20 protein-coding genes and 1 pseudogene are annotated in these 17,671 nt (G+C 75.4%); 13 read left to right on the top strand and 8 right to left on the bottom strand.

Annotation, left to right across the window (positions count from 1 at the left end):
• From K7640_RS30335 to K7640_RS21805, 3 genes and pseudogenes are all read right to left on the bottom strand, one after another.
• Nucleotides 1-161 (bottom strand): annotated as a pseudogene (locus K7640_RS30335) (alpha/beta hydrolase); the annotation flags it as partial.
• A gap of 241 nt (nucleotides 162-402) precedes the next feature.
• Nucleotides 403-795: a WhiB family transcriptional regulator gene (locus K7640_RS21810; RefSeq protein ID WP_222956729.1), complete on the bottom strand. Its 393-nt coding sequence runs from the start codon at nucleotides 793-795 to the stop codon at nucleotides 403-405.
• 204 nt (nucleotides 796-999) lie between these two features.
• A complete protein-coding gene (locus K7640_RS21805) occupies nucleotides 1,000-1,710 on the bottom strand; it encodes an SOS response-associated peptidase (protein ID WP_222956728.1) in 711 nt (236 codons plus the stop codon).
• 102 nt (nucleotides 1,711-1,812) lie between these two features.
• Between K7640_RS21805 and aroA the strand changes: the two genes are divergently transcribed.
• From aroA to K7640_RS21785, 4 genes are all read left to right on the top strand, one after another.
• Nucleotides 1,813-3,114 (top strand): 3-phosphoshikimate 1-carboxyvinyltransferase, encoded by a 1,302-nt coding sequence (aroA, locus tag K7640_RS21800; protein WP_222956727.1) that lies wholly within the window; start codon nucleotides 1,813-1,815, stop codon nucleotides 3,112-3,114.
• Entirely contained in the window at nucleotides 3,084-4,208 is a 1,125-nt protein-coding gene (gene rsgA, locus K7640_RS21795; RefSeq protein WP_222956726.1) for a ribosome small subunit-dependent GTPase A, read from the top strand. The genes aroA and rsgA overlap by 31 nt, the downstream gene beginning before the upstream one ends.
• A gap of 61 nt (nucleotides 4,209-4,269) precedes the next feature.
• Nucleotides 4,270-5,085: a histidinol-phosphatase gene (gene hisN, locus K7640_RS21790; RefSeq protein WP_222956725.1), complete on the top strand. Its 816-nt coding sequence runs from the start codon at nucleotides 4,270-4,272 to the stop codon at nucleotides 5,083-5,085.
• 60 nt (nucleotides 5,086-5,145) lie between these two features.
• Complete coding sequence (locus K7640_RS21785; RefSeq protein WP_222956740.1) at nucleotides 5,146-6,084, top strand: hypothetical protein; 939 nt, start codon at nucleotides 5,146-5,148, stop codon at nucleotides 6,082-6,084.
• Here K7640_RS21785 and K7640_RS21780 read toward each other — a convergent pair.
• On the bottom strand, nucleotides 6,039-7,241 hold the full coding sequence (locus K7640_RS21780; RefSeq protein WP_222956724.1) for a glycosyltransferase: 1,203 nt from the start codon (nucleotides 7,239-7,241) through the stop codon (nucleotides 6,039-6,041). The genes K7640_RS21785 and K7640_RS21780 overlap by 46 nt on opposite strands.
• A gap of 212 nt (nucleotides 7,242-7,453) precedes the next feature.
• On the opposite strand from K7640_RS21780, the gene K7640_RS21775 reads away from it, so the two are divergent.
• The 3 genes from K7640_RS21775 to K7640_RS21765 all read left to right on the top strand — a co-directional run bounded on the left by K7640_RS21775 (nucleotide 7,454) and on the right by K7640_RS21765 (nucleotide 9,887).
• Nucleotides 7,454-8,452: an SDR family oxidoreductase gene (locus tag K7640_RS21775; protein WP_222956723.1), complete on the top strand. Its 999-nt coding sequence runs from the start codon at nucleotides 7,454-7,456 to the stop codon at nucleotides 8,450-8,452.
• A 59-nt stretch (nucleotides 8,453-8,511) separates the two neighbouring features.
• Nucleotides 8,512-9,234, top strand: a complete 723-nt coding sequence (locus K7640_RS21770; RefSeq protein WP_255609655.1) for an ATP-binding protein — start codon at nucleotides 8,512-8,514, stop codon at nucleotides 9,232-9,234.
• 80 nt (nucleotides 9,235-9,314) lie between these two features.
• Nucleotides 9,315-9,887, top strand: coding sequence for a DUF5709 domain-containing protein (locus tag K7640_RS21765; RefSeq protein ID WP_222956721.1), 573 nt, complete (start codon nucleotides 9,315-9,317; stop codon nucleotides 9,885-9,887).
• Between the two features lie 4 nt (nucleotides 9,888-9,891).
• Here the strand turns inward: K7640_RS21765 and K7640_RS21760 are convergent, their stop codons facing one another.
• Together K7640_RS21760 and macS are read right to left on the bottom strand one after the other, a co-directional pair.
• Nucleotides 9,892-10,533 (bottom strand): response regulator transcription factor, encoded by a 642-nt coding sequence (locus tag K7640_RS21760; RefSeq protein ID WP_222956739.1) that lies wholly within the window; start codon nucleotides 10,531-10,533, stop codon nucleotides 9,892-9,894.
• Nucleotides 10,534-10,568: 35 nt separating this feature from the next.
• Nucleotides 10,569-11,720 carry a MacS family sensor histidine kinase gene (gene macS / locus K7640_RS21755; RefSeq protein WP_222956720.1) on the bottom strand — a complete coding sequence of 384 codons (1,152 nt, stop codon included), beginning with the start codon at nucleotides 11,718-11,720 and terminating at the stop codon, nucleotides 10,569-10,571.
• 117 nt (nucleotides 11,721-11,837) lie between these two features.
• Between macS and K7640_RS21750 the strand changes: the two genes are divergently transcribed.
• The 4 genes from K7640_RS21750 (at nucleotide 11,838) to K7640_RS21735 (ending at nucleotide 14,923) form a co-directional block, all read left to right on the top strand.
• A complete protein-coding gene (locus tag K7640_RS21750; RefSeq protein ID WP_222956719.1) occupies nucleotides 11,838-12,314 on the top strand; it encodes an ATP-binding protein in 477 nt (158 codons plus the stop codon).
• A 25-nt stretch (nucleotides 12,315-12,339) separates the two neighbouring features.
• Nucleotides 12,340-13,824 carry a glycerol kinase GlpK gene (glpK, locus tag K7640_RS21745; protein ID WP_222956718.1) on the top strand — a complete coding sequence of 495 codons (1,485 nt, stop codon included), beginning with the start codon at nucleotides 12,340-12,342 and terminating at the stop codon, nucleotides 13,822-13,824.
• A 146-nt stretch (nucleotides 13,825-13,970) separates the two neighbouring features.
• Entirely contained in the window at nucleotides 13,971-14,390 is a 420-nt protein-coding gene (locus tag K7640_RS21740; protein ID WP_222956717.1) for a DUF3592 domain-containing protein, read from the top strand.
• A gap of 83 nt (nucleotides 14,391-14,473) precedes the next feature.
• A complete protein-coding gene (locus K7640_RS21735) occupies nucleotides 14,474-14,923 on the top strand; it encodes a YbaB/EbfC family nucleoid-associated protein (RefSeq protein ID WP_222956716.1) in 450 nt (149 codons plus the stop codon).
• Between the two features lie 116 nt (nucleotides 14,924-15,039).
• Here K7640_RS21735 and K7640_RS21730 read toward each other — a convergent pair whose 3' ends face one another.
• Nucleotides 15,040-15,480, bottom strand: a complete 441-nt coding sequence (locus tag K7640_RS21730; protein WP_222956715.1) for a hypothetical protein — start codon at nucleotides 15,478-15,480, stop codon at nucleotides 15,040-15,042.
• A gap of 86 nt (nucleotides 15,481-15,566) precedes the next feature.
• Here K7640_RS21730 and K7640_RS21725 point away from each other — a divergent pair, with 86 nt between their 5' ends.
• Nucleotides 15,567-15,860, top strand: coding sequence for a hypothetical protein (locus tag K7640_RS21725; RefSeq protein WP_222956714.1), 294 nt, complete (start codon nucleotides 15,567-15,569; stop codon nucleotides 15,858-15,860).
• A gap of 19 nt (nucleotides 15,861-15,879) precedes the next feature.
• On the top strand, nucleotides 15,880-16,776 hold the full coding sequence (locus K7640_RS21720; RefSeq protein WP_222956713.1) for a hypothetical protein: 897 nt from the start codon (nucleotides 15,880-15,882) through the stop codon (nucleotides 16,774-16,776).
• A 20-nt stretch (nucleotides 16,777-16,796) separates the two neighbouring features.
• Here K7640_RS21720 and K7640_RS21715 read toward each other — a convergent pair whose 3' ends face one another.
• Nucleotides 16,797-17,630, bottom strand: a complete 834-nt coding sequence (locus tag K7640_RS21715; protein ID WP_222956712.1) for a phosphoribosylaminoimidazolesuccinocarboxamide synthase — start codon at nucleotides 17,628-17,630, stop codon at nucleotides 16,797-16,799.
• Between the last annotated feature and the right edge of the window lie 41 nt (nucleotides 17,631-17,671).

The following is a 17,671-nucleotide window of genomic DNA, read 5'->3' as shown; positions in this document are numbered from 1 at the left end:
GCGTCGACCACCGCGTCCCGTACCGCCAGCAGGTCCGGCGCGTCCACCGCACCGCCGGCCCCGTGCCCGAGCACGAGCAGGGCACCGGGTGGCCCGGCGGGCCCGTCGGTGTCGACGCGGGCCGGCCCGCGCGGGGTGTCGATCTCGTCGTGGTGCCGCACCGGCCCATTCTGCGCGGCCCGGTGGCGCGGAATGCCGCGACTCCGGGGAAAGTTGCCGAATCAAGAATTCGGTCCGGCACCGGCGTCCAGCCCGGAAAACGGCACACACCGGCGCCCGACCGGCATCCGGCCCGGGAGCCCGCGCGGCCCGCGGCACCGACCAGCGGGTGCTCGCCAGGAGGTCGCCGGGCCCGGGAAACGGGTCGCCCGCACCGGCGTACGACCGGTGCGGGCGACAGCGTCAGCTCAGCGGCACCAGGGTGAGCAGGCGGTCCCGGACCGGCGGGCCGGCGTCGTCGACCGCGTCCGGATCCGGCTGCACCTCGCTGCGCCAGGCGACCAGCATCGCCCGCCGCTCACGCGGGGTGGTGCCACCCCAGACTCCGTGACAGTCCCCCACCTCCAACGCCCACGCCAGGCAGGAGCCCTGCACGTCACAACTGCGGCAGAGCGCAACGGCCGCGTCGGCCGGCTCGTTGGGCGCCGGAAAGAACGTCTCCGGATCCACGCTCTGACAGGTCCCTCTGGTCCGCCACGCCTCGTCCTGACGCCGATCACGCAGGGCCCGCAACAGTCGCGGGTCCCTTCGCGCGGCGGCCACCTCGTGCGGTCGGGGCATACGCGCCCGTGTCATCCACCCACCTCCCCCGTGGGACCGGCAAGATCAAGAAGATCGATGAGGGTCATCCGCCCCGTGCGAAATGCCACCCTCCGCCGGCGCTGTGTTCTATCGCACCGACAGACACAGGGACAAGGGTTTGACGGAAATCTGGCGCAAAAAGCCGGCCACGATTCATCCGAACTCCACCAAATCAGCACGCGACAATGCGCGGCCGCCTCAGAAGAGCGTCATTTCCTCCGCCGCCCGCTCCCCCGGCAGCGGCACCCGCTCGATCAGCCCCGGTCCGTCGTTGCGGACGTCGCCGACCGCCGGGCCCACCGGCCGGATCTCCAACCCGGCGAGCCAGCCGGGCGGGGGCGGGTCGAGCAGGGCGGCCGGGTCCTCCGCCGGGGCCAGCCAGGCCGCCCGCCGCTCGGGCGGCAGCAGCAGCGGCATCCGGTCGTGCACCTCGGCCAACTCCCCCACCGCAGCCGTGGTGAGCACGCTGAAGGTGAGCAGCTCACCGCCGTCGGGCAGCCGCCGGGGCGACCAGATCCCGGCGAAGGCCAGCACCGAGGCGTCCTGCGGGGTCATGTAGTACGCCTGCCGGCCGGCGGGCGAGCGCACCCATTCGTACCAGCCGTCGGCCGGGATCAGGCAGCGCCGGCGGGCGAAGGACGACGCGTACGCCCGGCTGGTCGCCACGGTCTCCGCCCGCGCGTTGATCATGCGGGCGGCGCCGGCGGTGCTGGTGGCCCAGTGCGGCACCAGCCCCCACCGGCCGGTGCTGAGCGCGCGGTGCCCCTCGGCGTCGAGCCGGACCAGCGGCACCGGGTCGGTGGGCGCGACGTTGTGGTCGGGCCCGAGCCGGCCGCCGGTCTCGTCGTACGCCTCGAAGATCGCGCTCAGGTCACCCGCGCTCCGGGTCGTCGCGTACCTCCCGCACATGGGGCACACGCTATCCGGCTCCGGCCGTTCCGGCTGTCCCGCCAGCCGGGAGACCGCCCTCCGTCGAGGTCCACCGGCCCGTCGGCGCGGCAGAATGTGACCGTGGGACATCTGACCGCGACGCGACCTGTCCAACCGTGGACCGCCCCGACCGCCTCCGACCCCGTCGCGGCGACCCTGCGCCTGCCCGGCTCGAAGTCGATGACCGCCCGCGCCCTGGTGCTCAGCGCCCTGGCCAACGGCCCGTCGACGCTGGCCGGGCCGCTGCGCGCGCGGGACACCGAGCTGATGGCCGGCGGGCTGCGCGCCCTAGGCCCGCACATCTCGACCGCCGACGACGAGCGGTGGCTGGTCCGGCCGCACCGGCTGGTCGGCCCGGCCCACGTGGACGTCGGGCTGGCCGGCACCGTGATGCGGTTCCTGCCGCCGGTCGCCGGCCTGGCCGAGGGCCGGATCACCTTCGACGGCGACCCGGCCGTCCGGGCCCGTCCGCTCGGCCCGCTGGTCGGCGCCCTGCGCTCGCTCGGCGTCCGGATCGACGCCGCCGGGCCGGGCAGCCTGCCGCTGGCCGTGCAGGGCGCCGGCCGGGTCACCGGCGGCGAGGTGGTGATCGACGCCTCGGCCTCCAGCCAGCTGGTCTCCGGCCTGCTGCTCGCCGCCGCCCGGTTCGACCACGGCCTGGTGGTCCGGCACCAGGGCCCGCCGGTGCCGTCCGCGCCGCACCTACGGATGACCGTGCAGATGCTGCGCGCCGCGGGCGCCGCCGTCGACGACGGCACCCCCGACGTGTGGGCCGTCGAGCCGGGCCCGCTCAGCGGGCGCGGCTGGGAGATCGAGCCGGACCTGTCCGGCGCGGTGCCGTTCTTCGCCGCCGCCCTGGTCACCGGCGGCGAGGTCACCCTCCAGGGCTGGCCGCGCAGCAGCATGCAGCCGGTCGAGCAGCTCCGCTCGCTGCTGCACCGGATGGGCGGCGAGGTGCGGCTGGGCACCGACGGGCTGACCGTGCGCGGCACCGGCAGCGTGCACGGCCTGGACGCCGACCTCTCCGACGTCAGCGAGCTGACCCCGGTGCTGACCGCGCTGGCCATGCTCGCCGACTCGCCGTCCCGGCTGACCGGGGTGGGCCACATCCGGGGGCACGAGACCGACCGGATCGCCGCGCTGGCCCGCGAGTTCGGCGCCCTCGGCGCCGACATCAGCGAGTCCGCCGACGGGCTGGAGATCCGGCCCCGCCCGCTGCGCGGCGGCACCTTCCGGACGTACGCCGACCACCGGATGGCGCACGCCGCCGCGGTGGCCGGGCTGGCCGTGCCGGGCGTCGAGCTCGACGACGTGGCCTGCACCTCCAAGACCATGCCGGAGTTCCCGGCACTATGGTCAGGGATGGTGACCGGCAAGAGCTGACGTGCGGAGGTGCCGCCCTGGCGACCAAACGGCGGGAGTACGACGAGGACGACGTACGGGTCCGGCCAGGGAAGTCCTCCCGGCCGCGCACCCGCACCCGCCCCCGGCACTCGGACGCGGTCGACGGTTTCGTGATCGCGGTGGACCGGGGCCGCTACACCTGCGTGCTCGCCGAGGCGGACGCGCCGACCGTCACCGCGATGCGGGCCCGGGAGCTGGGCCGCAAGTCGGTGGTGGTGGGCGACCGGGTGGCCCTGGTCGGCGACACCTCCGGGGCGGCCGGCGCGCTGGCCCGGATCGTCCGGATCGCCGAGCGCCGCTCGGTGCTGCGCCGCACCGCCGACGACGACGAGACCACCGCCGAGGGGCGGCTGGAGCGGGTGGTGGTGGCCAACGCCGACCAACTGGTGATCGTCAGCGCGCTGGCCGACCCACCGCCGCGTACCGGCTTCGTCGACCGCTGCCTGGTGGCCGCGTACGACGCCGACATCGAGCCGCTGCTCTGCCTGACCAAGGCCGACCTCGCCGGCCCGGAGGCGGTGCTCGACTACTACACCGAGCTGGAGCTGCCGTACGTGCTGATCCGGCCGGATTCCGACCTGGACGCGCTGCGGGCGCTGCTCGCCGGCCGGGTGTCGGTGCTGGTGGGCCACTCCGGGGTGGGCAAGTCGACCCTGGTCAACCGCCTGGTGCCGGACGCCGAACGGGCGGTCGGCACGGTCAGCGCGATCGGCCGCGGCCGGCACACTTCGACCAGCGCGGTGGCGCTGCGGCTGCCGCCGGCGCCCGGCGCGGACACCGACCCGGGCTGGATCGTCGACACCCCGGGGGTGCGCAGCTTCGGGCTGGCGCACGTCTCCGCCGACAGCCTGCTGCACGGCTTCCCCGACCTGGTCGAGGGGACGGTGGACTGCCCGGCTAACTGCCCGCACACCGCCGAGGAGCCGGACTGCGGGCTGGACGCCTGGGTGGCCGCCGGCAAGGCCGACCCGCGCCGGCTGGCCTCGTACCGCCGGCTGCTGGCCTCCCGGTCCGGCGACACCGACCCGCGCGAGCCGGAGCGCAACCCCGGCGACCCCCTGGCCGGTTCCTGATCGGCGGGCGGTGGCGACCCGGCTCCCAGGGTCGGCCGGGGGCGTCGCTACCGTTTCCGGCATGACCGGGTACGCCGCCGACCTCGCCCTCGCCCACCGGCTCGCCGACGCCGCCGACACCATCTCCGCGGCCCGGTTCCGGGCGCTCGACCTGCGGGTCGAGTCGAAGCCGGACCTCACCCCGGTCTCCGACGCGGACACCGCGGTCGAGCGGGAGATCCGCGCCCTGCTCGCCGAGCACCGGCCCGACGACGGGCTGCTCGGCGAGGAGTACGGCGAGCAGCCGGCCGGGCCGAACGGGCGGCGCTGGATCGTCGACCCGATCGACGGCACGAAGAACTTCGTCCGGGGAGTGCCGGTCTGGGCCACCCTGATCGCCCTGCTGGAGGCCGACCGCCCGGTCCTCGGGCTGGTCTCCGCGCCGGCGCTGGGCCGCCGCTGGTGGGCGGCCCGGGGCGCCGGGGCGTACGCCGGGCCGGACCGGGAGCACGGCGAGCCGATCCGGGTCTCCGCGGTCCGGGAGCTGGCCGACGCCAGTTTCTGCTACTCGTCGCTGACCGGCTGGGCAGCGGCCGGTCGGCTGGACGGGATGCTCGGGATCATGCGGGACGCCTGGCGCAGCCGGGCGTACGGCGACTTCTACGGCTACGTGCTGCTGGCCGAGGGGGCACTGGACGTGATGGTGGAGCCGGAGCTGTCGCTGTGGGACGTGGCGGCGCTGGTGCCGATCGTCACCGAGGCGGGGGGCACGATCACCGACCTGGCCGGCCGTCCCGCCCCAGTTGGGGGCGCCTCCGGCGCGCACAGCGCGGTGGCCAGCAACGGGGCGTTGCACGCCGACATCCTGCGCCGGCTCGGTCGGCCGACCGCGCGGTGAGCCCCGGGCACCCTCTATCCTCGCCAGGTGGTGTCCTCCGGGTGGTGCTTCCTCGCGGCCATGATCGTCGCGTACGGCGTCGCCAACCTCCTCCAGTCGGTCGCCGCCGCGCGCACCACGGTGCACCACACCTTCGACCCGGGCCTGCTGCTGCGGCTGGCCGGGCACCGCACGTACCTGGTCGGGCTGCTGTGCCAGGTGGCCGGCTTCGTGCTGGCCTTCCTGGCCCGCCGCGACCTGCCGTTGTTCCTGGTCCAGGCCAGCGTGGCGGCCGGGCTGGGGGTCACCGCGATCCTCGGCGTGGTGGTGCTGAAGTGGCGATTACCGATGGCCGAGGTGGCGCTGCTGGCCCTGCTCTTCGCCGGGATCACCGCGCTGGTGCTCGCCGCCGAGCCGGCGCAGTCCCGGCCGCTCGGCTTCGCCGGCCTGGTGGCCCTGGGCGCGGCGCTGGGCGTGATCGCGGTCTGCGGGTTCTTCGCGGTACGGCTGCACGGCGCCCTGGGTTCGGTGGTGCTCGGCTCGCTGGCCGGGATGGCGTTCTCCGCCGCCGCGGTGGCCGCCCGGCCGCTCGCCGCGGCGGCCTCGGCGGAGGCGTTCCTCCGCGACCCGCTGCTCTACCTGCTGATCGCCCACTCGCTCGTCGGGCAGTTGCTCCTCGGGCTGGCCATGCAGCGGGGCTCCACCACGGCGGCGGTGGCGGCGATGGACGCCGCCGGCGCGGTGCCCGCGGCGGTCGTCGGCCTGCTGCTGCTTGGTGACCGGATCTGGCCGGGCCGCGAGTGGCTGGCCGGCGTCGGTTTCCTGGTCACCCTGCTCGCGGTGATCGGGTTGACCCGGTACGCCGAGCCGCAACACCACCACACCTCGACCCGGGAGCGGGAACGCGCGATGGTCGGGGTCGGCACCGCCGCGCTGCCGCCCGCCCCGCTGGGCGAGCAGGCCGCGCCGCTGGATCAGGCCGCCTCGACCGGCTTGCGCCGGCCGACCACCCGCTCGTAGAGCCGCTCCAGCGCGCCGGCGGTCCGTTCCCAGGTGTAGCTGCACCGCACCCGGTCCACCGCGGCGTGCCCGTACGCGAACCGGCCGGCGTTGTCGGCCAGCAGCCGGCGCAGCGTGACGCCCAGCGTGCGGACGTCGCCCGGGGTGACCAGCCGTCCGGTGACCTCGTCGACCACCGCGTCGGCGATGCCACCCACCGCGTAACCGACCACCGGCACCCCGCACGCCATCGCCTCCAGCGACACCCGCCCGGCGGCGGCGTAGTGCGGGGTGCAGGCCACCACGTCGGCCGAGCGGTACCAGGTGGCCAGCTGGTCGTGCGGGACCTCACCGACCAGGCTGACCTGGTCGGCGACCCCGGCCAGCTCGGCCAGCTCGCGCAGCCGGCGCGCCTCGGCGTGCCCGGCCAGCCCGGCGGCCGGCGGGCCGCCGGCGATCACCAGCTCGGCGTCCCCGACCAGCCGCATCGCCCGGATCAGGTCCTCGTGCCCGTGGCCGGGCGCGAGGCCGCCGACGGCCAGGATGCGGTGCCGCTGGTCCCGGGGCGCCGCCTCGCCGTCGGGGTGGAACTGGTCGGTGTCCACGCCGGTCGGCACCATCGCCACCGAGGTGCGTTGCAGGCCCATCCGGGTCAGCTCGTCGACCTCGTCGTTGCACTGGGCGACCGCCACGTCCACCGCCCGGCTGAGCGCCCGCTCCAGCGGGATCCGCTCCCCCGGCCCGCCGTACCCGGGGCCGAGGTGACGCAGCTGCTCGACGCCGAGGGAGTGGAACGTCTGCACGATCGGGATGTCGGTCTCCCGGACGGCGTGCGCGGCGGCCAGGCCACCCACCCAGTAGTGCCCGTGCACCACCTCGGGCATCCAGTCGTCGGCCCAGCGGTCGGCCAGCCAGCGACCGAACTCCGCCATGTACGGCACCAGCTCGGCGGTGGCGGTCGGGGCGGCCGGTCCGATCGGCGCCCGCTCCAGGCGGTAGCCGTCCAGCTCGGCCCGCGCGGGCAGCCCCGGCTCGTCGAGCCGCTCGTACACCCGCACCTCGTGCCCGCGCTCGGCCAGCTCCGCCGCGACCCGCGCGACGTGCTGACGGGTGCCGACGGCCGGGCCGTCAGCGGGCCTGGAACGGCCGGCGTGCGCGCACACTAGGCCGACGCGCATGGTGCACCTCCATGCCATTGACGAGCGGTGGTCTCCCCGGTCAGAGCGTCCCATTAACCCAGGTCCGTCGAGCCGAAACATGACAACTCGGGAGGGACCTGGTGGCGTCCGGCACTTCCGATCGTGGGGTCACCACCGGCCGCCCGGATTCCGTCGCCGATCCGTCGGGTCCCGTCGGCATGACCTCCCGGTGCCGGGGGTACCGGATTCCAATGCCGCTCACCCGCAGTCTCGCCGACGCCACCGTGGTCGTCACCGGCGCCTCCGGTGGCATCGGCGCCGCCACCGCGTACGCCCTGGCCGACCGGGGCGCCGACGTGGTGCTGGCGGCCCGGAGCGAGGCGGCGCTGCACGTGGTCGCGCAGCGGTGCCACGAGCTGGGCGGGCGCGCCCTGGTGGTGCCGACCGACGTGACCGACCCGGCCGCGGTCGACCGGCTCGCGGAGCGCGCGGCGACCGCCTTCGGCCGGATCGACGGCTGGGTGAACAACGCCGCGGTGAGCGCCGTCGGCCTCTTCGACGAGATCCCGGTGGCGGAGTTCCGCCGGGTGGTGGAGGTCAACCTGCTGGGCACCGCGTACGGCGTGCGGGCCGCGCTGCCCCACCTGGCCGCGGCGGGCGGCGGGGTGCTGGTCAACAACGCCTCGGTGCTGGCCGAGGTGGCGATGCCCTACCAGTCGGCGTACAACGCGGCGAAACACGGCATCCGTGGGCTGGCCGACACGGTCCGGCAGGAGCTGCGGGTGACCGGACGCTCCAGCATCTCGGTCTGCACCGTCCTGCCCGCCACCATCGACACCCCGTTCTTCCGGCACGCGGCCAACCACAGCGGCCGGGAGCTGGTGCCACCACCGCCGGTCTACCCGCCGGAGGTGGTCGCGGAGACGATCGTGCGGCTGCTGTGCCGGCCGCGCCGGGAGGCGTACGCGGGCGGGGCGGCCCGCCTGATCGGCCTCCAGTGGCGGCTCGCCCCGGCGCTGGCCGAGCGGGCGCTCGGCTGGTACGTGCACCGGACCCAGTTCGGCCCGACGGCCCGACCGGAGACCACCGGCAACGTGTTCGGTCCGCGCGGGACGGCGCGGACCGGCGGGGGCTGGCCCGGCCGGCGCCGGCAGCTGGTCCGGATGAGCGCCGCGTTCGGCCTGGCGGCGGCGGGGACCGCGGCCGGGACGGTGGCGGCGATCGCCCGACGATCCCGGACGGAGCGGTGATGGACGGGGCGAACCGGCCGGGTGCGCGGCCCGGGGCCGGCATGCACAATAGGACGATCATGCCGACGGACGTGCCCTGCCTGGTGGAGACCGACGGGTCGTCGCCCGTCCTGCACCTGACCGGGGCGCTCGGTCCGGCCGGGGTGCCGGCGGTCCGCGACGCGCTGCTCGCCCGGCTCAGTGAACGGCCCGGTCCGGTCGTCGTCGATCTCTCCCGGCTGCCGCCGGGCGGGCCGGCCACCCGTCGGGTGCTCGCCGAGGTGCTCGCGGCGGTGGCCGACTGGCCGGCCGCCGGCCTGGTGGTCTGCGATCCGAGCGGGGCCACCGCGGGCGTCGGGGCGCTGGTCTGCCCGACCCTGGACGCGGCGCTGGCCGCCGCGCCCCGCCCCGAGTTCGCCCAGGTCGACCTCCCGCCGGTGGTGGGCTCCGCCCGGCTGGCCCGGGAGCTGGTCACCGAGGGCTGTCGCCGCTGGGGCCTGCCGGAGCTGGCCGAGCCGGCCTGCATCGCGGTCACCGAGCTGGTCAACAACGTGGTCGCGCACGCGGGCACCCCGATGACGGTCTGGCTGGCGCCCCGGGCCGGCACCCTGCACCTGGCGGTCCGGGACCACTCGCCCGAGCGCCCGACGTTCTCGGGCCTCGCCCCGGTGGACACCGCGGGCGGGCGCGGCCTGCTGCTGATCGACACGGTGGCCCGGCGTTGGGGCAGCAGCGCGGTGCCGGACGGCAAGGTGGTCTGGTGCGTCCTGTACGCCGAGGACGAGGCCAGCTTCCGCCGCTGATCGCCGCTTTCCTCCGCTTTGCTCCCGATGGCCACGGGCCGCCCCGGTTACCCGCGAGGGGCAGTGGGTAGTGATCAGACATGCGCGACGACGAGTTCCCGACCCCCATTGCCGACCCTGAGGCGGATGGCCTGCCCGACACCGCCGACGACGACTCGTCCGCCCACGACGACGTGCTGACCGGTCGCGAGGCGGACGGGCCGAAGCCGGCGCAGCTGCCCGGCGACCGCACTCCGGTGGCGGTGGACCGCTTCGGCACCACGGCGGACGAGCAGCTCGACGGCGAGTCGCTGGACTACAAGCTCGACCGCGAGCAGTACGAGCGGCCGGCGGACGACCCGCTGGCCGGCCCGGTCGACCCGGACATCGCCGCCGAGGCGGACAGCGAGGAGGCCGCCGCCCAGGCCCAGCTCGACGCCGACGTGATCGACCCGGGACCCACCTCGGACCCGCACTCCCCGGTCTCCGTCTACGACCACGGCCAGCTCGGCACGGTGGCCGACCACCAGGTCGGCCGGCTGGTGGAGCCGGACGAGGGGGCGCACACCGACCAGGAGACCGACAACGTCGCCTTCGACGCGGGCGCGGCCGGCGGCGGCGCGACCGCCGAGGAGCTGGCCGTGCACGAGACCCGGCCGCCCGAGGCGAGCTGACGCCTCAGTCCAGCCCGCGCTCGATCGCGTACCGGGTCAGCTCGACCCGGTTGTGCAGCTGGAGCTTGCCCAGCGTGTTCTGCACGTGGTTCTGCACCGTCCGGTGGGACAGCTCCAGCCGCTCGGCGATCTGCCGGTAGGACAGCCCCTTCGCCACCAGCCGCAGCACCTCGGTCTCCCGATCGGTGAGCCGGGGTGCCGCGTCGGGTCGGGCCACCGACCGGTCCCCGCCACCGGCCGCCAGCCGGCGGAACTCCCCCAGCACCAGCCCGGCCAGGCCCGGGGTGAAGACCGGCTCGCCCGCCGCCGTCCGCCGCACCGCGTCCAGGAACTCCGCCGGGGCGGCCGACTTGACCAGGTAGCCGGTGGCCCCCGCCTTCACCGCCTCCAGCACGCTCTCCTGCTCGCCGCTCGCGGAGAGCATCAGCACCCGCACCTGCGGCAGGGCGGCCCGCAGGCCCCGGATCACCTCCACCCCGGAGATGTCCGGCAACTGGAGGTCCAGCACCACCACGTCGGGGCGCGCGGCGGGGGCCACCCGGACCGCCTGCCGTCCCTCCCCGCTGGTGGCCACCACCTGGTGACCGGCCTCGGCGAGGTCCCGGGCCACCCCCTCGCGCCACATCGGGTGGTCGTCGACCACCATCACCCGTACCACGTCGTGCACTCCTCTCCCACCGCTCAACCCGGTCGCCGGGGGACGGTCAGCTCGATTTCGGTGCCGGCGCCGGGGCCGGCCTCGATCCGTACCGTGCCGCCCAGGTCGCTCACCCGGCCCCGGATGGACTGCGCCACGCCGAGCCGGCCCTGCGCGGCGGCCTCCGCGAGCCGGCCGGCCGGGATCCCCGGCCCGGCGTCGCGGATCGAGACGGTCACCGTCTCCCCCTCGTCCTCGACCAGCACCCAGGCCCGGCCGCCGGCGTGCCGGGCCGCGTTGTCCAGCGCCGCGGCGGTGGCGGCCACCAGTTCCCGGGCCACCGCCGCGGGCAGCGGGACGGGAGTGGCCGGCGTGGCCACCGAGACGAGCGCCGAGGCGTACGGGCCGAGCAGGGCGCGCAGGTCGAGTTCGCCGCCGTCCGCATGGTCGCCCGCGGCGGTCACGGGGAAGCCCGCCGGGCGTACGGTGCCGGCGATCAGCGCGCGCAGCGCGGCCTCCTGCTCGCCGGCCAGCCGGGCCAACTCGCCCGCCTCCCCGTCCAGGTGGGCGCCGCGGCGCTGCACCATCGCCAGCACCTGGAGCACCGAGTCGTGGATGCCCCGGGCCAGCCGTTCCCGCTCCCGGGTCGCCGCCTCCAGCTCGACCGCCCGTTGCAGCCGCTCCTCGGCGGTGACCGCGAGCCGGGCCACGTGCCCGACCACGACGCCGGCGAGCAGCAGCAGGATCACCCCGGTGAGCGAGGACTGGCCGATCCGTTCCCGGGTGGCCAGGTCCGCCCCGCCGAGCAGCAGGGCGGCCACCGCGCCGCGCCGCCGCCCGCCGGAGACGGCCCAGGCGAGCACCGGCCCGGCCAGCCAGGCCACGGTGAGGGTGGGTACCCCGGCGGCGAGCGCGGTCCGGCCGATCACCCACGGGGTGACCGCCATGACGGCCAGCACCGCGCCGAGGTCGGCCAGGAGCAGCGGCCACCGGCGGCCGGCCGGGCGGGCGTACCCGGCGACGCTCACCCCGGTCCAGGCCAGCATCAGCAGCAGCACGCCGCCGGCCGCCAGCGGATGCGCGTACCGGTCGCCGTTGCGCACGGCCAGCAGCCCGACGTAGCCGAGGGAGGCGAAGCGGAAGACGGCGATCGCCCGCCACAGCGGGCCCTCCAGCCCTCCGGGGGGCGTCGGCATGGCGCCACGATGCCACAGCGGGGCCAATCGGCGGTCGGGGCCCGGTGCGGCGGGGAAAAACCTGGCGTACGGTGGAAATGTCGCGAAAGACCAGGGATCCAGTTGTCGGACGGGGCCATGACGAACGCAGAACCGCGCGCACCGCGTACGGTTGTGCCCATCGACTCCTCCGTCCTCATCGCAGAGGCCTTCGATCAGGCCCAGGTGACCGAGCTGCGACACTCGGTCACGTCCTGCGTGCTCGCCGCCGGGCTGTCCGGGCAGCGCCTCGACGACTTCGTGCTGGCGGTCAACGAACTGATCACCAACGCGGTCCGGCACGGCGGTGGGCACGGCTGGCTACGGCTCTGGCGCAGCGCCTCGGAGGTGGTCTGCGAGGTGGCCGACCACGGCCAGGGGATCACCGCCGGGCGGCTGGCCGACCACAGCCGGCCGGCGCCGGACACGGCGGGCGGCTGGGGGCTCTGGCTGGCCCGGGAGCTGAGCGACACCATGGAGGTGGCCACCGGCGACGCCGGCACCACCGTCCGGATCACCGCCACGCTCATCGTCCCCGCACCGGCCACCGCCGGCCCGGACGTCACCCCGGCCTGACCGCCGCGGCGGGTACGGTGCCGGGGTGACCCCCGACTACGTCGCCGCCATCGATCAGGGCACCACCTCGTCGCGCTGCATCCTCTTCGACCGGGCCGGCGAGATCGTCTCCGTGGCCCAGCGCGAGCACCGGCAGATCTTCCCCCGGCCCGGCTGGGTCGAGCACGACGCCGAGGAGATCTGGCGCAACGTCCAGCGGGTGGTGGGCGAGGCGCTGGCCGGCGCCGACGTCGGCCCCGAACGGCTCGCCGCGGTCGGCATCACCAACCAGCGGGAGACCACCGTGGTCTGGGACCGGGCCACCGGCCGCCCGGTCGCCAACGCCGTCGTCTGGCAGGACACCCGGACCGGGCCGCAGCTGCGCGAGCTGGCCGAGTCGTACGGCGAGCAGCGGCTGCGCGAGCGGACCGGGCTGACCCTGGCCACCTACTTCGCCGGACCGAAACTGCGCTGGCTGCTCGACCACGTCGACGGCCTGCGGGAGCGCGCCGAGCGGGGCGAGGTGCTCTTCGGCACCATGGACAGCTGGCTGATCTGGAAGCTGACCGGGCGGCACGTCACCGACGTGACAAACGCCAGCCGGACCATGCTGATGGACCTGCGCACCCTGGACTGGGATCCGGAGCTGCTGGCGGCGCTGCGGGTGCCCGCGGCGATGCTGCCGGAGATCCGCTCCTCGGCCGAGGTGTACGGCACCGCCGGGGGCCCGCTCGCCGGGGTGCCGGTGGCCAGTGCCCTCGGCGACCAGCAGGCGGCGCTGTTCGGGCAGACCTGCTTCCAGCCCGGCGAGGCGAAGTGCACCTACGGCACCGGCAGCTTCCTGCTGCTCAACACCGGGGCCAGCCCGGTCACCTCCGCACACGGCCTGCTCACCACCGTCGCCTACCGGATCGCCGGCCAGCCCGCCGCGTACGCCCTGGAGGGGGCGATCGCGGTCACCGGCTCGCTGGTGCAGTGGCTGCGGGACAACCTCGGCCTGATCTCCACCGCGCCGGAGGTCGAGGAGCTGGCCCGCACCGTCGACGACAACGGCGGCTGCTACGTCGTACCGGCCTTCTCGGGGCTGTTCGCGCCGCACTGGCGCAGCGACGCGCGGGGTGTGATCGCCGGGCTGACCGGCTACATCACCAAGGGACACCTGGCCCGGGCGGTGCTGGAGGCGTCCGCCTGGCAGACCCGCGAGGTGGTCGACGCGATGGACGCCGACTCGGACGTGGCGCTGCGCCGGCTGCGGGTGGACGGCGGGATGACCGCCAACGAGCTGCTGATGCAGTTTCTCGCCGACGTGCTGGACGTGCCGGTCGTCCGGTCCCGGATCACCGAGACCACCTGCCTCGGCGCCGCGTACGCCGCCGGCCTGGCGGTCGGCTTCTGGCCCGACCTGGCCACGCTGCGGGAGCAGTGGCGGTCCGACGCCCAGTGGCAGCCGGCGATGGACCCGGCCGAGCGGGAGCGGGAGTTGCGCCAGTGGCGCAAGGCCGTGCAGCGCACCCTGGACTGGGTCGACTGACCGTCCGGGCGGGTCGGTCCCACGGGCGTCCCTTCGGTACGGTGCTGCGGTGACCCGGCGGCGTCCGGCCGCCGCCCACGCGGGCCGCCGACAGCGCCGGGACCTTGGGTGACCGGGCGCCGCGACGGGTGCCGGACAGGAGAGCCATGCCGACCGTGCTGCTGACGATCATGACCGTGCTGGCGCTGGCCGGCGCCGCGTACGCGGTCATCCGGCTGCGGCGCGACCTGCGCCTGCTCGCCCGGGGCACCCGGGTGCCGGGCGAGGTGGTCGACCTGCGACCGGTCACCCTGGGGCACGGCCCCCGGACGTACTATCCGGTGGTGCGCTACCGGACGCCGGACGGCCGGGACCTGACCGCGACGCCCGGACGCTGGCGGCAGACCCCGTTGTCGGGCGCCCCGGGGCCGGTGACCGTGGTGCTCGACCCGGCCCGCCCGACCCGGATCCTGGTCGAGGCCCCCGGGATCGGCACCTCGTCGGTGGTGGTGCCGTTCGTGACACTGCTCGGCGTGAGCGTGATCGTGTTGGCCGCCGGGATCGTCGCCTACACCTCCCTCAGCTGAGCGCCCGGCACCCTCCATCCTGGACGTCGCGCGGGAGCCACTAGGGTCGGGCACGGAAACCGGACCGGGGAGGGTGACCCACAATGACCGAGCCGCGCCAGGGTGATCAGGCGGCCGACGTGATGGCCCAGATGATGGCGCGGATGCGCGAGGAGTTGCGGCGCGGCGACGAGCTGCGCAGCCGGCTGGCCGGGCTCACCGGCCGGGCGGAGAGCCCGGACGGGCTGGTCGCGGTGACCTGCACCGCCGACGACCCGGCCCACGAGCTGCACCTCGACCCCCGCGCCCTGCGCCGGCCCAGCGAGGAGCTGGCGGAACTGCTCCAGGAGCTGCTCCGCGAGGCCCGGACCGACCTGCGCCGGCAGACCGACGAGGCGCTGCGCGAGCTGGGCGGCGGCGCCGGCCCGCAGTCACTGGTGCACGATCCGGCGGCGGCGCAGGCCAAGCTGGCGCAGCTCAACGAGCTGGTCTCCGGGCCGGTCCGGGACAGCGTCCAGATGCTGGAGCGGATGCGCCGCCAGCTCGGCGTCTGACCCCGGTCAGCGCGGCCGTCCGCCGCCCGGCGCACCCCCGCATCCCGCAGCTCGGGGCGTCACCGCCCGGGGACAGCGCGACGTCCCGGAAGGCGCGTCGGTGCGGCGGGGACGGCTCAGCCGGCTCGGCGGGACCGGCGGCGGAGCCGCAGCCAGACCAGGGCGACCCCGCCGAAGCCGGCCAGCAGGACCAGTCCGAAGGCGACCGGCGCGATCAGCCAGCTGGTCAGGCTGGTGGTGGCGCTGGTGCCGTGGGCCCAACCGGAGACCTGCTGCCCGGGGCGCAGGACGTCGCCGCCCACGCCACCGCTGACCACGGAACCGTCGGCCAGCCGCCAACTGCCCCGGCACCGCTGGGTGGCCTTCGGTCCACTGAGATCGCAGGACTCGACCCGGACGGTCACCCGCTCGGCGGAGACCACCCGCGCCCCGGTGACGACCACCGCGCCCACCAGGGCGACGAACAGGGCAAGCGGCACCAGCAGCCGCAGCCAGCGCGGCCAGCCGGCCGCCCGGGCCACGTAGCTGCCACTGTGGACGGCCGGCGGGTCTGCCATGGCGGCAGGCTATCAGGCGGGGCCGTCCGTGATCGCTGATCTTAGTAGGCTGTCGGCGCAACGACCGACGGCACGGGGAGGGGCCGATGATCCATGCCGACCCGAAGGCGATCCGTCGCCTCGGTGAGACGATCGAGAGCCAGGTGGGGCCGAGCCTCGACGGCGCCGCGGAGCGGCTGACCGCCACCCGGGGCATCGAGCACAGCAACTTCACCGCGGTGGTGCCCGTCCTCGCGGTCGCCTACGTCGGAGCGGTGGAGTTCGTCGAAGAGCAGCTGCGCAGCAAGCGCGAGCACCTCGGGGAGATCCGCTCCCGGTTGGGCCGGACGGCCGACAACTGGGCGGCCGCCGACGAGGCCAGCACCATCAAGACGCGATGACGACGATCGGGGGGCCGGCGTGGCCGAGGTGACGGAGGCGGCGGCGGCCGCCAAGATCGCGATGGTGGAGATCTCGGTGGCGGCGGCGGTGATCCCGGCCGCCTGGCCGATCGCCCAGATCGTCTACTTCAACCAGTGCGACCCGCAGACCATGATCACGACCGGGGGCACCTGGTTGGAGCTGTCCGAGCAGCTCGGGGTGACCCGCGACCAGCTGGAGTCGGCCGTGGGGACGATCACGGCCGAGGAGTGGAGCGGCGACGACCGCGCGGCGTTCGGCAAGCACATCCAGGCGTACGACGTGCAGGTCATCGGCACCCAGGTGCTGGCGGTGACCGTCGGGGTCACCATGATCTGCGTGGGCATGGTGCTGTTCTGCCTGGTCGTGGCGTACGTGGTGATCTCCACCGTGCTGGCCGCCTTCGCCGTGTTCATCGTCGCGGCCGCCGCCACGGTCGTCGGCGCCCCCGCCGCCGCCTCGGCGGAGGCGACCGCGAACTCCTTCGCCGCCTCGGCGGGCGGGGTGCTGCGCGGCATCGAGGCGATGGCCGAGGCCGTCGCCGCCGGCGGCGCGGCGGCCATCGCGGGGGCCGGTGCCTTCGACGTCGGGATGCAGCTCGGCAGCGGCAACACCGACGTGCTGAAGGACCTCGTCCAGGCCACCGTCGACGGGCTGGACAATGTGGCCGCCGGGTTCCTCTCCAAGTGGGAGCGGGACTTCGTCGGCTACGGCATCCACAGCAGCGCCCGGCACGCCGCGGGCCCGCCGAACGGGCCGGGCTACCTGATGTACGGCGGGTCGACGCAGGTCGCACCGGCCGGCAAGGACGGCGACGGTGACAACGTCTACGGCACCGGTGGTGTGGTGGACAACCTCTGGGGGCGGGTCTTCGGCGGCGACGCCTGGAACCACTGACCCGCCGCGCGCACCGGTGGTCAGTGCCAGCGGCCGCCGGTGAGCTTCTCGTAGACCTCGACGTAGCGGGCCCGGGTCGCCTCGACCACCTCGGCCGGCACCTCGGGCGCCGGGCCCTGCTTGTCCCAGCCGCTGGCGGTGGCCCAGTCCCGGACGTACTGCTTGTCGTAGGAGAACTGCGCGCGGCCCGGCTGGTAGGACTCGGCCGGCCAGTAGCGCGACGAGTCCGAGGTGAGCAGCTCGTCGCCGAGCATCAGGGTGCCGTCCGGCGCCCAGCCCAGCTCGATCTTCGTGTCGGCGACCAGGATCCCCCGGTCGGCGGCGATCTCGGCGCCCCGCCGGTAGACGTCGAGGGTGATCTGGCGCAGCCGCTCGGCGGTCTCCGCGCCGACCTTGTCCACCACCTCGGCGAAGGTGATCGGCTCGTCGTGCTCGCCGACCGGCGCCTTGGTCGACGGGGTGAAGATCGGCTCGGGCAGGATGGACGCCTCGACCAGGCCACGGGGCAGCTCGACCCCGGAGACGGCGCCGGTGCGCTGGTATTCCGTCAGCCCGCCGCCGGTCAGGTAGCCCCGGGCGACGCACTCCACCGGCACCATGTCCAGCCGCCGGCACCGGATCGCCCGGCCGGCGAACTCGGCCGGCACGTCGGTGGTCGACAGGACGTGGTTCGGCACCAGGTCGGCGAGCTGCTCGAACCACCAGACCGACAGGGCGGTCAGCAGCCGGCCCTTGTCCGGGATCGGCGTCGGGAGCACCACGTCGTAGACGGAGATGCGGTCCGAGGCGACCAGGATCAGGTCGGCACCGTCGGCGTAGACGTCCCGGACCTTGCCCGAGTGCAGAAGTTCCACGCGCCCTAGTACACCACGGGGCGTACCGCGGGTCGGCGCGG

This window comes from Micromonospora sp. PLK6-60 (assembly GCF_019890675.1).
Lineage (GTDB): Bacteria > Actinomycetota > Actinomycetes > Mycobacteriales > Micromonosporaceae > Micromonospora.
The sequence above is the reverse complement of the archived record's forward strand: the minus strand, read 5'-3'. Positions and strand labels throughout refer to the sequence as shown.

Coding starts and splice junctions, on each gene's coding strand:
- K7640_RS21810 (WP_222956729.1), bottom strand. CDS start 795: ATGACACGGGCGCGTATGCCCCGACCGCACGAGGTGGCCGCCGCGCGA.
- K7640_RS21805 (WP_222956728.1), bottom strand. CDS start 1,710: ATGTGCGGGAGGTACGCGACGACCCGGAGCGCGGGTGACCTGAGCGCG.
- rsgA (WP_222956726.1), top strand. CDS start 3,084: ATGGTCAGGGATGGTGACCGGCAAGAGCTGACGTGCGGAGGTGCCGCC.
- hisN (WP_222956725.1), top strand. CDS start 4,270: ATGACCGGGTACGCCGCCGACCTCGCCCTCGCCCACCGGCTCGCCGAC.
- K7640_RS21785 (WP_222956740.1), top strand. CDS start 5,146: ATGATCGTCGCGTACGGCGTCGCCAACCTCCTCCAGTCGGTCGCCGCC.
- K7640_RS21780 (WP_222956724.1), bottom strand. CDS start 7,241: ATGCGCGTCGGCCTAGTGTGCGCGCACGCCGGCCGTTCCAGGCCCGCT.
- K7640_RS21775 (WP_222956723.1), top strand. CDS start 7,454: ATGCCGCTCACCCGCAGTCTCGCCGACGCCACCGTGGTCGTCACCGGC.
- K7640_RS21770 (WP_255609655.1), top strand. CDS start 8,512: ATGCCGACGGACGTGCCCTGCCTGGTGGAGACCGACGGGTCGTCGCCC.
- K7640_RS21765 (WP_222956721.1), top strand. CDS start 9,315: ATGCGCGACGACGAGTTCCCGACCCCCATTGCCGACCCTGAGGCGGAT.
- K7640_RS21760 (WP_222956739.1), bottom strand. CDS start 10,533: ATGGTGGTCGACGACCACCCGATGTGGCGCGAGGGGGTGGCCCGGGAC.
- macS (WP_222956720.1), bottom strand. CDS start 11,720: ATGCCGACGCCCCCCGGAGGGCTGGAGGGCCCGCTGTGGCGGGCGATC.
- K7640_RS21750 (WP_222956719.1), top strand. CDS start 11,838: ATGACGAACGCAGAACCGCGCGCACCGCGTACGGTTGTGCCCATCGAC.
- K7640_RS21740 (WP_222956717.1), top strand. CDS start 13,971: ATGCCGACCGTGCTGCTGACGATCATGACCGTGCTGGCGCTGGCCGGC.
- K7640_RS21735 (WP_222956716.1), top strand. CDS start 14,474: ATGACCGAGCCGCGCCAGGGTGATCAGGCGGCCGACGTGATGGCCCAG.
- K7640_RS21730 (WP_222956715.1), bottom strand. CDS start 15,480: ATGGCAGACCCGCCGGCCGTCCACAGTGGCAGCTACGTGGCCCGGGCG.
- K7640_RS21725 (WP_222956714.1), top strand. CDS start 15,567: ATGATCCATGCCGACCCGAAGGCGATCCGTCGCCTCGGTGAGACGATC.